Source organism: Embleya scabrispora DSM 41855 (assembly GCF_000372745.1).
Lineage (GTDB): Bacteria > Actinomycetota > Actinomycetes > Streptomycetales > Streptomycetaceae > Embleya > Embleya scabrispora.
This window is the reverse complement of sequence record NZ_KB889674.1, coordinates 19062-33425: the sequence shown is the minus strand read 5'-3', so window position 1 is coordinate 33425 and position 14364 is coordinate 19062. Positions and strand designations below refer to the sequence as shown.

The 14364-nt window shown below is 69.7% G+C and carries 12 protein-coding genes and 3 pseudogenes; 11 read left to right on the top strand and 4 right to left on the bottom strand.

What is annotated here, in order from left to right; genetic code table 11:
- Window positions 1-41: 41 nt before the first annotated feature.
- Window positions 42-434 carry a hypothetical protein gene (locus A3IC_RS0124970; RefSeq protein WP_026218702.1) on the bottom strand — a complete coding sequence of 131 codons (393 nt, stop codon included), beginning with the start codon at window positions 432-434 and terminating at the stop codon, window positions 42-44.
- A 457-nt stretch (window positions 435-891) separates the two neighbouring features.
- Between A3IC_RS0124970 and A3IC_RS0124965 the strand changes: the two genes are divergently transcribed.
- The 4 genes from A3IC_RS0124965 (at window position 892) to A3IC_RS0124945 (ending at window position 6252) form a co-directional block, all read left to right on the top strand.
- Complete coding sequence (locus A3IC_RS0124965; protein WP_026218701.1) at window positions 892-1584, top strand: TetR/AcrR family transcriptional regulator; 693 nt, start codon at window positions 892-894, stop codon at window positions 1582-1584.
- Window positions 1585-1636: 52 nt separating this feature from the next.
- Window positions 1637-3247, top strand: a complete 1611-nt coding sequence (locus A3IC_RS0124960; protein WP_020552789.1) for an FAD-dependent oxidoreductase — start codon at window positions 1637-1639, stop codon at window positions 3245-3247.
- Window positions 3248-3878: 631 nt separating this feature from the next.
- Window positions 3879-4814: an alpha/beta fold hydrolase gene (locus A3IC_RS65270; RefSeq protein ID WP_158696096.1), complete on the top strand. Its 936-nt coding sequence runs from the start codon at window positions 3879-3881 to the stop codon at window positions 4812-4814.
- 448 nt (window positions 4815-5262) lie between these two features.
- A complete protein-coding gene (locus A3IC_RS0124945; RefSeq protein WP_020552786.1) occupies window positions 5263-6252 on the top strand; it encodes a DUF6301 family protein in 990 nt (329 codons plus the stop codon).
- 307 nt (window positions 6253-6559) lie between these two features.
- On the opposite strand, the gene A3IC_RS0124940 is transcribed toward A3IC_RS0124945, so the two are convergent.
- Window positions 6560-8038, bottom strand: coding sequence for an MFS transporter (locus tag A3IC_RS0124940; protein WP_020552785.1), 1479 nt, complete (start codon window positions 8036-8038; stop codon window positions 6560-6562).
- On the opposite strand from A3IC_RS0124940, the gene A3IC_RS0124935 reads away from it, so the two are divergent.
- Entirely contained in the window at window positions 8037-9086 is a 1050-nt protein-coding gene (locus A3IC_RS0124935) for a helix-turn-helix transcriptional regulator (RefSeq protein ID WP_245599436.1), read from the top strand. The genes A3IC_RS0124940 and A3IC_RS0124935 overlap by 2 nt on opposite strands.
- A gap of 116 nt (window positions 9087-9202) precedes the next feature.
- Here the strand turns inward: A3IC_RS0124935 and A3IC_RS73645 are convergent.
- Window positions 9203-9375, bottom strand: a pseudogene (locus A3IC_RS73645) (MmyB family transcriptional regulator); the annotation flags it as partial.
- 179 nt (window positions 9376-9554) lie between these two features.
- On the opposite strand from A3IC_RS73645, the pseudogene A3IC_RS65265 reads away from it, so the two are divergent.
- From A3IC_RS65265 to A3IC_RS71320, 5 genes and pseudogenes are all read left to right on the top strand, one after another.
- Window positions 9555-9699 (top strand): annotated as a pseudogene (locus A3IC_RS65265) (short-chain dehydrogenase); the annotation flags it as partial.
- A gap of 235 nt (window positions 9700-9934) precedes the next feature.
- Window positions 9935-10552 (top strand): annotated as a pseudogene (locus A3IC_RS56460) (alpha/beta hydrolase family protein); the annotation flags it as partial.
- A 279-nt stretch (window positions 10553-10831) separates the two neighbouring features.
- On the top strand, window positions 10832-11002 hold the full coding sequence (locus tag A3IC_RS68940) for a hypothetical protein (protein WP_020552779.1): 171 nt from the start codon (window positions 10832-10834) through the stop codon (window positions 11000-11002).
- A gap of 14 nt (window positions 11003-11016) precedes the next feature.
- Window positions 11017-11535, top strand: coding sequence for an LLM class flavin-dependent oxidoreductase (locus A3IC_RS71325; protein WP_245599434.1), 519 nt, complete (start codon window positions 11017-11019; stop codon window positions 11533-11535).
- 86 nt (window positions 11536-11621) lie between these two features.
- Window positions 11622-12059 (top strand): hypothetical protein, encoded by a 438-nt coding sequence (locus A3IC_RS71320; RefSeq protein ID WP_020552778.1) that lies wholly within the window; start codon window positions 11622-11624, stop codon window positions 12057-12059.
- A 482-nt stretch (window positions 12060-12541) separates the two neighbouring features.
- On the opposite strand, the gene A3IC_RS70195 is transcribed toward A3IC_RS71320, so the two are convergent.
- Window positions 12542-12760 carry a hypothetical protein gene (locus A3IC_RS70195; protein ID WP_026218700.1) on the bottom strand — a complete coding sequence of 73 codons (219 nt, stop codon included), beginning with the start codon at window positions 12758-12760 and terminating at the stop codon, window positions 12542-12544.
- A 540-nt stretch (window positions 12761-13300) separates the two neighbouring features.
- On the opposite strand from A3IC_RS70195, the gene A3IC_RS0124900 reads away from it, so the two are divergent.
- A complete protein-coding gene (locus A3IC_RS0124900) occupies window positions 13301-14158 on the top strand; it encodes an NAD(P)H-binding protein (protein ID WP_020552775.1) in 858 nt (285 codons plus the stop codon).
- Window positions 14159-14364: the final 206 nt, after the last annotated feature.

Below are 14364 nucleotides of genomic sequence, written 5' to 3'. Positions count from 1 at the left end.
CGCACCGGCACCCGGATCGTGCTGCTCTTTCGCTTGTCCGACTACCAGAGGGTGGCCGGTCCCGAGACGACCCAGCCGGCGTCGGTGGGCTTGACCCAAAAGCTCAATGACACCTCGATGATCCGCGCGCGGTAGGTGATCTCGACGTAGCAACCGGAGTCCTCGTGGCCCCAGTGGAAGTCCGCGAGATCGAGTTCGCGGAGCCAGGACGAGTCCTGTTCCCAGTCGTCGGCGGCAGGGCTGTAGCTCGCCTCGTCCTCATCGGCGCTCGCCCGGACCGAGCCGGTCCACAGCGACTTGAGCACATGCCGGACCGAGGTGTGATCGACGAGCTGTTCGGCCTCGGAGATCCTCCCGGCTCGGAGTAGACCGAAGTAGCGACGGACGACTGCCTCGACGTCGGTCCTGGCAGGGCGCTCCCTCCAGATCTTCACCGTGAGATCTTAACCGGGCGTTTCCTCCCCGGATTTGGAGCTCGGGTTCCGCGCCGGGTGGGGCGGCTTCGCCGGTGGGTCGGTCGGCTCGGACCGTGTCCGGGTGTGGTGGTGTGGTGGTTTGTCGTCTGGTTTCGGCGGTGGGGGTTCTGCGTGTTTCGAGGTCCTGCTTCCGCCCTTCGTGCAAGGAGCGGGCCGGCGGGGTTGTGCTCGGTTCGGGTGGCCTGCCCGGTGCGGGCGCCGATCCTGGCCGGCGCGGTTCTCACCCGGCGGGAAGAGACGTCGGCAGGTTTTGTCCCCGCGTCGGCCGCCGACAACGTCGTCCCATTCCGTCCGCCACCTGACCTCGGTCGAAGAAGCGCCTGGGCACGTTCGGAAGTACGCCAAAGTAGACCGTCGCCCAGTTGGAGCGGTGCACCAATTTGGTTCACCGCTCCAAATGTGTCACTGTGGCGGCATGGCAACGAGAACCCGCCGGCCTCAGCGGCGTAACCAGGTGCTCTCCCGGGAGCAGATCATCGAGGCTGCGATCGAGCTGCTCGATGCGGGCGGCGAGAGCGCGCTGACCACTCGAGCGCTGACCGAGCGCCTGTCCACCGGGTCCGGGGCGATCTACTACCGGGTGGGCAGCCGTGACGAACTGCTGGACACGGCAACGGAAACGGTCGTCACTGCCGCACTGGCAGCCAAGCCCGCCGGGGTCGCGGCCACGCCCGAGGACGAGATCCGCACCGTCGCGCTGGCACTGTTCGACGCGATCGCCGAGCACCAGTGGCTCGCGACACGGCTGACTCTGCAGATCGTCCGGAAGCCACTCGGTCCGGTGACGGTGGGGATCTTCGAACGGATCGGCCGGCAGGTGGGCGCGCTGGGTGTGCCACAGGCTTCCTGGTTCGACGCCGCCTCGACGCTTGTGCACTACATCCTCGGAGCCGTCAGCCAGAACGCCCGCATCGACGGTGACACCTCGACCGTCCAGCCCGACCGTGCCGAGTTTCTCGAAGCGACAGCGACGGCCTGGCAGGGCCTCGCTCCCGAGGACTACCCGTTCATGCACGCCGTCGTCGACCAGATCAGGGAGCACGACGATCGCGCGCAGTTCCTCGCCGGCATCGCCATCGTCCTCGATGGCCTGACCCGGCTCGGTTGACCCGCCCCGTCCGGCCGGGTCCCCAGCGTGCGTTTTCAGAAAGGTATCCCTCATGCGCGACGTGGTGATAGCAGGCGGCGGCCCGGTCGGCTTGTTCCTGGCCACCGAGCTCGCCCTGGGCGGCTGTTCCGTCCTGGTGCTGGAGCGGGACGAGGAGGTCACCTCGCCGTACAAGACGCTCCCGCTCGGATTGCGCGGCCTGAGCGCCGGATCGGCCGAGGCGTTCTACCGCCGCGGCCTGCTCGAAGCAGTGATCAACGCTTCGGGCGCCGACGCGGACAAGGTCGGCGCGGCTGCCGACGCGATCGAGGCGCCGGCCCCCCGTGACGTGAGCCATTTCGCGGGCATGGGCCTGGACGCGGCCGACATCGACGTATCCGCCCTCCCGTTCCGGCTGCCCAGCCCGGCGATGGAAGGGTTCATGACCAGCCTCGAAGCGGTCGGCACGGTCATGGCCGAGCGCGCCACCGCGCTCGGCGTGGACATCGTCCGCGGCGCTCCGGTCACGGCCGTGACGCAGGACGACCAGTCCATCACCGTCACGGCGGGTGGACAGGAGTACCAGGCCCGCTACCTGGTGGGCTGCGACGGCGGACGCAGCACGGTGCGCGGCCTCGCCGGCTTCGACTTCGTCGGCACGGACCCGCTCTTCACCGGCTACGTCGCGCGTGTCACCTTCGCCGACCCGCAGCAGCTGCCACTCGGCTTCAACCTGACGCCGAACGGCATGTATCTGCGTACGCCCTTCGAGGGGCACCTGGGCATGATGGACTTCGACGGCGGCACGTTCGACCGCTCCAAGCCTTTGACCCGCGAGCACCTCCAGGAGGTCCTGCGCCGCATCACCGATACCGACGTGACGCTGACCGATGTTCATCTGGCATCGAGCTTCACGGACCGTGCGATGCAGGTGACGACCTACCGCAAGGGCCGCGTGCTGCTTGCCGGCGACGCCGCGCACATCCATTCCCCCCTCGGCGGCCAGGGGCTCAACCTCGGCATCGGTGATGCCGCCAACCTTGGCTGGAAGCTCGCCGCGACCGCGACCGCGCACGGCAACGCGCCCGAGGGCCTGCTCGACACCTACACCCGTGAGCGCCACCCCGTCGGCGCCGCGACCCTGGACTGGTCACGCGCCCAGGTGGCCACCATGGCGCCCGGCCCCAACGCCCCCGCGCTGCGGCAGCTGGTGCACGAGCTTGTGAGCACCACGGACGGAACGACCCTCGCCTACCGGAAGACGACCGGGCTGTTCAACCGCTACGACCTGGGCAGCGCGCAGCCGCTCGTCGGCTGTACCGCCCCTGACTTCTGTTTCGAGGACGGCACTCGCCTCGGTGACTTGTTGCGCCAGGGCCGGGGCGTGGTCCTCGACTTCAGCGGCGACCACGCGCTGCGGCATGCGACCAAGAGCTGGGAGGGCCGGATCCAGTACGCGGCCGGCACGGCACGCAACGACCTCGGATTCAGCGCCCTGCTCATCCGCCCGGACGGCGTCGTGGCCTGGGCAGACGATCACGCCCCCGACCGTGAGGCGTTCCAGCAGGCCGCGACTCGTTGGTTCGGGCCCGCTCCGGCTGGACAGACCGCTGCGCGAAACCGCGGCGGGAGCCGCCGCTGCGGCGGGCCGTCGCCGAGCTCGTACCCGGGGACCCGGCCGTAGCAACACACCACAGACCGCCGTTCCATGACGGTCGGAGAGGGCAAGGAGAAAGTCATGTTCTGAGCGCACCGCCTGATGACAGTCGCCTCTGCCCGAGACGGCTGCTTCCGCCCAGCTTTGGGCCATGGCCGTCTCGGGTATCCGATGCCGTCGCTGTGATCCGGGGTCATCCACTCCCGCACGTAAACCTGGACGGCGTTCTGAGGCCGACGCACGCTGGGCAACTCCCCAACGGCAGGCTCCCATTCGCGCACCACGTGTTGCCCGCAGCGCGGGGGAGAGTCGGCAAGGCCACCACCTTCGCCGCGGGCACCAAGCCCTGAGCGGCCCCGGACCGTTCCCGCACGGCCGGCCCCTCCTCATCGCGCGCCCCAGCGGCGGCCGGCTACGGCCCCCGTCCCCGCGCCGGCGCCCCCTCTTCGGCCCTTTGGAGATGAACATGACCACACGTCAGCGTCGCACCATGTCAACGAAAGCCAAGGTGATGGTCGCTTCCGTGGCTGCGATCGCCACGGCCGGGCTCGCCGTGCCGGCTATCGCTTCCGCACAGGCGGAACCCCCCGCGCAAGCCGACACCGCGTCCGCCACAAGCGCAGTACAGAGCAGGCACCCTGACGCCCGCTGTTACGAGGTGCAGGTCCCGGTAACGGTCAGGAAGATAGGCAGTGCCCACATATACGGAGAGCTGTGTCAGCCGCGAAACGGCGGCAAGACGAGCAAGACCGTTCAGCTGCTCGTGCCGGGCTCCACCTACAACCACAGCTACTACGACATGCCGGTAAAGTCTTCCCGCTACTCGTACGTCTCCAAGGCCCTCGACGACGGCTTCTCCACGTTCAACATCGACCGGCTCGCCACGGGCAAGAGCACCCTGCCGCCCAGTTCGCGTTACACCCTCGACTCCGGGACCGAGGCCATCCACCAAGTGATCACCAAGCTGCGTGCGGGGCAGATCAAGGACCGCGCGTTCGACAAGGTGGTGTGGGTCGGCCACTCGCTGGGCTCGTCCATGGCCTGGGACCAGGCCAAGACGTACATCGACGACATCGACGCCTTCGTGCTCACCAGCATGAGCCACGTCGTCCGCGACGAGGAGCCGTCGGACGAGGGGCCTGGAGGGGACGTCCCGTTTGAGATCAAGGCCATGGACGACCCGAAGTTCCACGGCAGGATCAACGACCCCGGCTACCTGACGACGAACGCCGGCATGCGGCGGTTCTTCTACTACGCCCCCAACACCGACCCGGCCGTCATCAAGGCGGACGAACGCCTCAAGGACGTGAGCACCGCGGCGGACTCGGACGGCACGAGCCTTCCTCCGGCACAGTCCCCCTCCCGCTCGATCAAGGTGCCGACCCTCCTGGTCGTCGGTGACAAGGACCGATACTGCACCCCCGGCACCTGCACCCCCGAGTCGATGCTGGCCAACGAGCGGCCGTACTACTCCGACAAGGTCGACCTCGAGGCCATCGTTGTGCCTGACAGCGGCCACGACGTGCAGCTGCACAAGGACGCGCCCACGACCAACGCGGCGATCCTCCAGTGGATCAAGGACGTGATGTCCTGAATCGCCCGCGTCTGCTCTTGAGGTCGATCATGGCCTCGGAGCGGTGCGGGTGCACCCCTTTTGCGGACCCAACCGCCGGATTTCGCGCGCCGGGCGTCCCGGCCTGCCTCCGCCGTGTCACCGAGCCGGGCCGCGTACCCCTCCAACGGCCCCGGCGCGGGCGGACACGGTACACGAGCGGTCATGACGCCCCCCGAACGGGCCCTCGAATACCGCTACTTCACGACATACTGCTGATCAGAGCCGCCGTCGACAAACCACCGGAAGCGCGTGACGTTCGCGCGCGGACCGTCGACGGGCGAGTTGCCGTGGCCGCACGAACCGCGGCCTGCTCGTGTGTTCCGAACCGTGACGGTCTCTTGGTGGGTGTCGGGGTCGTTGTCGGCGAGGTTGCGGCGGATCGGAGAGGCTCCCGAGGCGTCGGTGGCCGTCGATAGCATCTTCGGCCATGACCATCAGACTGACCGATGCCGAGATCGATGACCTGGTCCCCCGGTTCCAGGCCTTGGGCATGGGGGAGTGGGACCGGAGCGCGGTGGAGCGCGCGACCGCCGGCCTGGGGTGGAGGCTTCGCTCCGAGGACGACACGGAGCTGACGTTCGACGGGCCGTTGCCGGGCGGGCGGACCTTCGCCTACCGAGGTCATGTCCACGGTTCGCCGCGCGAAGGCTGCTTCACCCTGCTGGAGTGCGAGTTGGCACGTACCGAGGACGAGGCCGTTCTGGAAGCGGCGTTCGAGGCGAGCAGGGAGGCGGTCGAGGCATGCATCGGGCCGGCGCCGATCCGACGCGGGCCCGGGCCGGTGGTGCGCTGGCGCCGCGAGGAGACCCTCCTGGAGCTCGAGTGGGACAGGGGAGCGGTGCGGTTGGCGCTGTTGTCCGCGGCGGTGGTCGAGAACCACGAGTACCAGGTCTCCAGGTGGAGCGAACGCGACGACGCGGTCTCCGAGCTCGGGGTGTGGCAGGCCTACGGGTACGGCCATGCGGGAATGGAGGACGCGTTCATGCCGGGCGGCCGCCAGGCCCAGACCTGGGATGAGTTCGGCCTGTGGCTGGAAGAGACGCTCGCGGCGGTGGTGAAGGACATGGGCCGACTGGACGACGAACTCGTCCTGGTGATGCGGCCAAACACGGACGAGGACAAGCCACACGTGGTGCAGTTGATCTGCAACGCTCGGCTGCTGCGCCTTGAGGCGAGCACCGCGGTACTGAGCCCGCCTACGCTCGCGGGACTGGGTTGGCGGCCCGGCCCCGAGGTCGAATTTCACGTACTCGATTTCCCGCACCCCCAACCCCGGGACACGGTGCCTGCGGCCCGGATGCTGGTGGACACCTTGCGTGCGCAAGACGTGCACCTGGACGATCTGCGCTACATGGCGTGGCTGAACAGGAGCGACTGCATGCTGAACCTGTACGGGCTGGGCCTTCCGAGACGCTGAGCGACCCTGACGTCGGCCACGGCACCGGGCGGGCGCCGCGGGACGCAGGTCGGGTCGATATGGCTCGCCCGGTGTGGGAAGCGCACCCCGAAGCGGAGGAGCAGCGCCGTGGTCAGGTCTGCGGCCCGCCGTCGCCCGGCGAGCCCTCCCGGTCGACCTTGGGTTCGGTCAACTCGCCTATCCAGCCCAGAAGTTGGTGCCCGACTAGTACGTCTACGGATCGGTGCCGGGTGAACCGCCGACCTGGATGCGTGCGGTCACAAGACCGGCGACTGCCATGGGGACCTCGTTCTCCAGTAGGTGGTGGTCAGGTCTGCTGCTTGCGCGGCAGCTTCAGTGCCGCCAGCGAGCTGAGCAGGGCCCCGGCCGTAACGAGCAGCGCGGTCACGAAGATGGCGTTCGCCGAGGAGTCGGCCGCGTGGCTGTCGGCCGCGCCGAGGTACACGCTGCCGTAAGCCGCGACGCCGAGGACCTGCGCGATCTGGGCCGCGGTCGTCATCACGCCACTCGCGTCCGCCGCGTCGGCCGGCTCGACCCGGGCCAGCGCCACGGTGAGCAGTGGGCTGGTGATGTACCCCATCCCGATGCCGACGACCAGTTGCAGGGCCGGGAGCGCAAGGCCGCCGTGTCCGCCGGAGCGCATGTCGAAGCCGATGCCCACATACCCGACCGCGGCGACCACGCACGCGGTGACGATCATTGGCCGGTGCAGCCGCTCGGGCACCTTCTGCCAGGTGAGGCTGCCGGTCGCGACGCCGAAGGCGAGCGGCGCGAATGTCAGTCCGGTCCGGGTCGCCGACTCGCCGAGCCCCGACTGCATGTGCTGCGAGAAGGCGAAGAGGAATCCCGCGTACCCGGCCATCGCGAAGAAGTTCGCGGACGCTCCGGACACCAGGCCGGGCGTCTTCAGCACCCGGCCCGGCACCAGCGGTGCTCCGCCGCGGCGCGCGACCGCACGCTCGACGAGGGTGAACACCACGAGCATGGGGACCGAGGCGACCAGGGAGATCCTCATCCACAGCGGCCAGTTCCGCTCGTGGCCCATCACGAGCGGCACAACCAGCAGCAGCAGTGCGGCGGTCAGCGTGATCAGACCGGGGATGTCCAGGCCCTTGGGCTTCGGGGGCTTGCCCCGCGGCAGCAGCCGCAGCCCGGCGATCGCCAGCACCACACCGACCGGGACATTGACCAGGAACACCGGACGCCAGCCGGTGCCGAAGAGGTCCGCGCTGACCAGGAGGCCGCCGGCGACCTGGCCGACCACGACGCCGAGCCCGATGACGGCCGCGTACAGGCTCAGTGCCCGGGCCCGCGCGGCCCCTTCGAACCTCAGCTGGATCAGGCTGTAGATCTGTGGCATCAGCATCGCCGCGCCGATGCCCTGCACGACGCGTGCGCAGATGAGGGTCGCCGAGTCGGGTGCCAGACCACAGGCGAGCGAGGCCGCGGTGAAGGTGATGAGCCCGAACAGGAACATGGTCCGGAAGCCGTTGCGCGCGCCGAGGCGGGCGCCGGTCACCAACAGCGTGGCGTACGCGATCGTGTAGCCGGAGACGATGAGCTGCAGCGCCGAGCCTGTGGTGCCGAGGTCGGTGCGGATGGTCGGCGTCGCGACGTTGACGATGGTCGAGTCGAGCAGGGCCATGAAGACCGCGCCCAGCATGACGACCAGCACGCGGTTGTTCCGGCGTTGGTGCGCGGCGGGGTCCTGCGCCTGCGTCGAGGTCTGTGGCGCGGTCTCTCCGGGCGGGGCCGCAACGGCCGGGTTCTGTGTCGTCTCACTCATGACGGCGATGATCGTGGTCGTCGCATCCGGGTACCAGGTACCCGGTTGTCCCGGTACCGGGGGTATCCGGCTGCGCCCTGCGGTCGTCCCGCACACTGGGATGGTGATGCCCGACGACCCCAAGGCCCAGCGGCGCTCCGAACTGGGCGCATTCCTCCGACTCCGCCGCGAGCGCATCACCCCGGAGGACGCGGGCATCTCGCGCGGCGCCCGGCGGCGTACGCCCGGACTGCGCCGCGAGGAGGTCGCCCAGCTCTCCGGCATCGGAGTCGCCTGGTACACCTGGCTGGAACAGGGCCGGGAGATCAACCCCAGCGTCCAGGTGCTCGACGCGATCGCCCGGACGCTGCGGCTGGACCGGACCGAGCGCGACCATCTCCACCGGCTCGCGAACATCCCCGGCGTGCCCCTCGCCACGTCGGAGGGCCGGGACCGGCCACCGGAGCACCAGACCATCCTCGATGCCCTGACCCCGCTTCCGGCGAGCATCGTGACCGCCCGCTACGACGTGCTCGCCTTCAACGACGCGTACGCGGCGCTCGATCCGGGTCTCGCACTGTTGCCGCCGGCGGACCGCAATGTGCTGTGGCACCTGTTCACTGCCGAGGAGCATCTGCAGCCGCTCGTCGAGTGGGATCGCGAGATCTCGTTCATGGTCGCCCAGTTGCGGACCGAGTCCGGCCGCCGCCTGGGCGATCCGCACTGGACGGGGTTCATCCGGCGGCTCTCCGAGGCGAGTGGGCGCTTCGCCGAGATCTGGGCCAGACACGAGGTCGCCTCGTCCGTCACCCGGCGCAAGTCGTTTTGGACCGTCGACGGCGACGAGCTGAGCGTGATCGCGACCGGTTTCGCGATGGCCTCCGACCCCGACACCAAGATGTGGATCTATACGCCCGACGACCCGGAGACGGAGCGGCTGCTCGGTCAACTTGTCGGCCGCTACCGGGAATTGGGCCCCGCCGAGCTGCTGAAGCAGGGCGCCCGCAGCGGGGCCGCACCGGCACCGGCCGCGGCCGACGGTCCGCTCACTGAGTCCGATCGCCACTGAGCCCGGGCCGCACCGCCGCTCCGGCTCCGCTCCGACGCCTCGCAACGGCCGGGGAACTCGGCCCCGGTGAGTATCAGCAGCGGGTCCGACTTGACCGCCGTCTCCTCGAACTCGGAACAGTTCAACCGCAGCGCACCGGCCTCCGGATGGTCCAGGGTCTTGGTGTCGGTGCCCGGCAGCGGTGGACCGGACGCGCCTGCCGGATCTGCCGGAACTCCTCACTGCCGGCGTGCAGTTCGGCTGGCAGGGCGGCCGGCCGCGGATCGTGCGGGTAGCGGTCCGCGGCCCGGTAGTGGGCCGGCTCCTGCCGCGCCATGCCGCCTCCTCCCACCGCCTGGTCCAGGCTGTCCCTGGCAGGGCGGCCACGACCAGGGAAGCGTGGTTGCGATGAACGAACGCACAGCTTTGGTCACCGGTGCCAACGAGGGGATCGGGTGGACCGCCTGGATGTGCTGGTCAACAACGCCGGCCGAGGACGGCGTCAAGGTCAACGCGCTCGCCCCCGGCCTGCGGGCCACCGATCTCAACTCCCGGGCCGCCGCTGCCCGGCGGTGACCCGGCCGAGGTCGCACAATGCGCCCTCCGCCTGGCCCTGCCGCCGGATGACGGCCCCGCTCTCACCCGCACCCAGCAGGCGGTCTTCGCCCAACGTCAGCAGATCGGCATTGCCGGGGTGGCCAGGCGACACACCTGCCGCTACACAGGGGTGTTCGCCCGGCAGGGCACGCCGGATTCCATATTGGCGGAAGCGTCGGCAATGACCGAGTCGAGCCGGTCCCGGGTGTGCGTGAGGTCAGCGATGTGCTGATCGATGTGAGCACGCTCCACGGCGAGGCGGGCGAGGAGCGAAGCGCATCCTGGATGAGCTCGACACCCTGGAGGCGTCCGTGCCCGGCCTGGCCGACCGGGTCGACCGCAGCCGCATCGTCGCGGCCGGGCACTCCTTCGGCGGCCAGACCGCGGGCATCCTCGTAGGTCTGCGCGTAAAGGACCCGCAGACCGGCGTCGTCGAGGACCTGTCCGATCCCCGAATCATGGCCACCATCCAGTTGGCGACCGCCGGCAAGGGCGGGGACGAACTGACCCCGTTCGCCTACGAGAACGTACCGTGGCTGCGCGACCAGGACTTCTCCCACATCACCGCCCCCGGACTGGTCGTCGCCGGAGATGACGACCACCTCCCCATGCTCTCCACCCGGGGACCGGCCTGGACAGCCGACCCCTACACCCTCAGCCTCAGCCGCAAGAGCCTGCTCACCGTCCACGGCGGCCGGCACATGCTCGGCGGCATCTCCGGCTACGAGGTAGCCGAGACCACCGACGAGGACCCCGGCCGCGTCGCGCTCGTCCAGCAGGTCACCCTCGCCTACCTGCGCCACGTCACCGGCATTGAGGACACCGACTGGAAGACGGCCCAGGCCGTACTCGCCGAGGCCCACCCGCTGGGACGGCTGGAATCCAAGTGACCACCGAAGCAACTCCCCTCACAGGGACGCCGCGGCCGCGCACTCGTCGACTCGACGCTGCGCTCTCTCGCACCTCGACGTGTTCGTCGTCGGGGATGCGGCAGCCCTCACCACGGCCGGGGCAGGGACGCTGCGGATGGCCGTTGCCACCGCGATGCTCTCGGGCGCACGCCGCCGAGTGCATCGAGGCGCTCCACCGGGGCCGAGAACCCGAACCGTTCCGCTTCCGGTTCGTCGGCCAGGCCCTCAGCCCCCAGCCTCGGCCGCAACGACGCGGTCATGCAGCCCACCCGCGCCAACGACACACCCCACGGCCCGGTCCTCACCGGCCGCCTGGCAGCCCGCGTCAAGAACCGGATCAACCGCTACACCCTCAGCGCCCTGCGCACCGAACGACGCAAGCCCGGCAGCTACCGCTGGGTCAAACCCCTGCGCAAGCACGCACCCTGACGGGACCGACCGGCATGACCGCACCACGTAAGAAGATCGCATTTCTCACCTTCGGCCACTGGCGAGACGAGCCCGGCTCCCACACCCGCACCGCGGCCGATGCCCTCCTGCAGACGATCGACCTGGCCCAGGCCGCAGAGGACATCGGCATCGACGGCGCGTACGTCCGGATCCATCACTGGCAGCGCCAACTTGCTTCCCCGTTCCCGCTGCCGGCCGCCATAGCCGCTCGCACCCGGCGGATCGAGATCGGCACCGGCGTCATCAACATTCGCTACGAGAACTCGCTCTACATGGCCGAAGAGGCGGCAGCCACCGATCTCATCAGCGGCGGACGCCTCCAACTCGGCATCAGCCGGGGAGCCCCGGACAGCGTCTCCGATGGGCCGCGTGCCTTCGGCTACGTGCCCGCCGAGGGAGAGAGAGCGAGGCGGACATGGCCCGCCGCAAGACTGAGCAGTTCCTCTCAGCGATCGACGGCAGACCGGTCGCCGCCGGGGGCGACGGGTCGAGATACGGGGCAGCGGCCGTAATCCAGCCCCAGTCCTCCGGCCTGCGTGAGCGCATCTGGTGGGGATCCGGCAGCAGTGCCACCGCTTCCTGGGCGGGGAGACTCGGTATGAATCTGCAGTCGTCGACGGTGCTGATCGAGAACACCGGGGTTCCGTTCGAGCAGTTGCAGGCCGAACAGATCCGCGCCTACCGTGCCGCCTATGCTCAATCGGGGCAGGCGCACCCACCACGCGTTTCGGTGGCCCGGACCGTGCTGCCCGTCACCGAGGACATCGACCGCGTGTACTTCGGTGAGCGCGGTCGCGGTGAACAAGCCGGCTCACTCGGCCATTTGCGGTCGCTGGCCGGCCGCACCCACGTCGGAGCCCCCGACGCCATCGCGGCAGACCTCACCCGCGACGAGGCCGTCCAAGAGGCCGACACCCTGATGCTCACGCTGCCGAGCCAACTCGGCGTCGATTACAGCGCGCGCATCCTGCGCACCATCGCCGACCACATCGCGCCGCTCTCGGGTGGGCGCCGGCCCCGCCGCGGCAGGCGGTGACTGCCCTCGGGGCGACGACCACGCCGTGCTAGCCCGGCCTCGGTACTGGTGGGCTCGCGTATTCAACTGTCGCCAGTTCTCTGCGGGTTCCAGCCGGGTGGTGACCGCCGGTGCTCTCCTGGGGCGTATCGGCTCCAGGTGCTTCCGGCTTCGGAGGCGAGCTTGGCCGTGATGACTCGGTGGTAGCCGAGGGCCTCGGCAACGACGGGTGCGGGCATTTCCAGAACGTGTTGTCGGATTGCGGCTGTGGTTCCGACGGTGGTGGGAACGCCGATGTCGTTGATGAGTCCCGCGAGCACGTCGGGGTGCATCGGCTGTCCGGCTCGGCGGCAGGGGAACAGCCACGTCGAGTCCTGGTTCGTCGCGGTGTTCGGACAGTTCGATCCCGCGGTTACGCAACAACGGCACCGGTTCGGTGGTGGTGACCTTGCCGTGCGCGGCCAGTACCTCGCGCAGGTTCCATGCGTAGTCGACCTTGCGTTTCATGCCCGGCTCCCCTTCCGGCTCTCCAGGGCGGCTGCGACGGTGCCGTCCAGGTGCCTGCGCAGGGCGCGGGTGCGGAAGAGGGTCGCGTCGCGAAAGGCGGGCAGCCAACCCTTGCGGCCGAATGCCCTGATGCGGGCGACCTCGTCGTCGCAATGGGCGAAGAACGCGTGCAGTTCGGCTTTGGCGAAGGCTCGCTTCCTCGCGTCGGCCTGCACGCGAAGGGGTCCGCCCCGGGTGTGAGGCGGATCCTTCTTGCCCGGGGAGCCCGGGACCACCGTCAAGGGTGCGGTCGGTCCCCGGTCGTCGACGGCTCCGCTCGTTGTGCGATCAGGCGTTGACGAAGGTCGAGTTCCTCGGGTGTTGGCACCTCGTCCGGGCGCGCGATGCGCGCCCGGACGGGCCGGGGGATGTCGTCGCCGTCGGCTTGGTGGGCGAAGTCGGCGTGGGTCTGTTCGACGGCGTCGGGACCGGAGTGCCGGGCCATGCGCGCGCCGTTGTCCGGCCTGCACGGCATGGCCCGGCCAGACCTGCTCGCTGAAGTTCCCCACCCGGGAACGGCGGACCAGGGGAGCGGCCTCCGTCGCGACGGAGGCAGATGCCCGGCCGCCGGATCGTCGGTCATGACGTCGGCGCGCGGATCGGCTGCCCAGGCCGCTGCGGGAACGTTCCCATGTGCGAGGGCTTCCGGACTTGTCCTACCGTCCTCGGCAGCGGGCCCGCATCCATCGTTCGTTTCCCACAAACAGGGGTTCTTCATGACCATCCTCGTGACCGGAGCGACCGGCACCGTGGGCAGGCACGTGGTCGCTCGGCTCGTCGCGGCCGGACGGCCCGTCCGGGCGCTCACCCGCACTCCGGAGACCGCCGGGCTGCCCAAGGGCGTCGACGTCGTCAAAGGCGACCTGAACCGTTCGGGCGCCCTGGCGTTCGACGGGGTGCGGAGCGTGTTCCTCATCGCGGGCATCTTCGACCCGGCGCACGCGGCCGACCTGGCGCAAGCCTTGGTCGGCCGTGCCGTGGCGGCCGGGGTCGCCCGGATCGTGACCCTGACCAGCTCTGCCGTCACGACCGGACGAGGCGGCCACTACGACACGCTCCACGCGGTGGAACAGGTCGTCGAGAAGTGCCAGGTGGCCTGGACCCACGTGCGGCCGGGCGAGTTCGCCGTCAACAAGCTCGACGTCTGGGGCGCGTCCATCCGCAACGAGAGCATGGTCCGCAACGCCTACCCCGACGGCATCGGCGTGCCGATCCACGAGGCCGACATCGCCGACGTCGCAGCGATCGCCCTGACGCGGGACGGCCACGCGGGCCGGGCGTACGACCTGACCGGGCCGGAGGCCCTCACCCACCGGGAGCAGGCGCAGGCGATCGGCGCCGGGCTCGGCCGCGCGATCGCGTTCGAGGGACTGACGTACGGTCAGGCCCGCCGCGCCTACCTCGAGGCCGGATTCCCGGCGGAGATCGCCGAGTTCATCCTGGGCTACCAGGCCGAATACGCCGAGGAACCCCCGTCGGTCTCACCCACGTTCGAGCAGGTGACCGGGAAGAAGGGCCGCACGCTCGCGCAGTGGGCGGTCGACCACGCCGCCGAGCTGGCCCCGGCCGCCTGACGGTCTACGGCATGAGGCGGGGCGGTGCTGCGGGCCGAGGCCCGCAGCACCGCCCTCGTCGTCGGCGCCTGATCCGGCCGGCATCGGGTCCCCGAGACCGTCTTCCAAGCCAACGAGCGGACGAGTGACATCAATTCACACTGACATTGATCTAGCTTCAGCAAGACCGGTGACTCCCGCACTCACCGCGAAACGACTCTCACAGA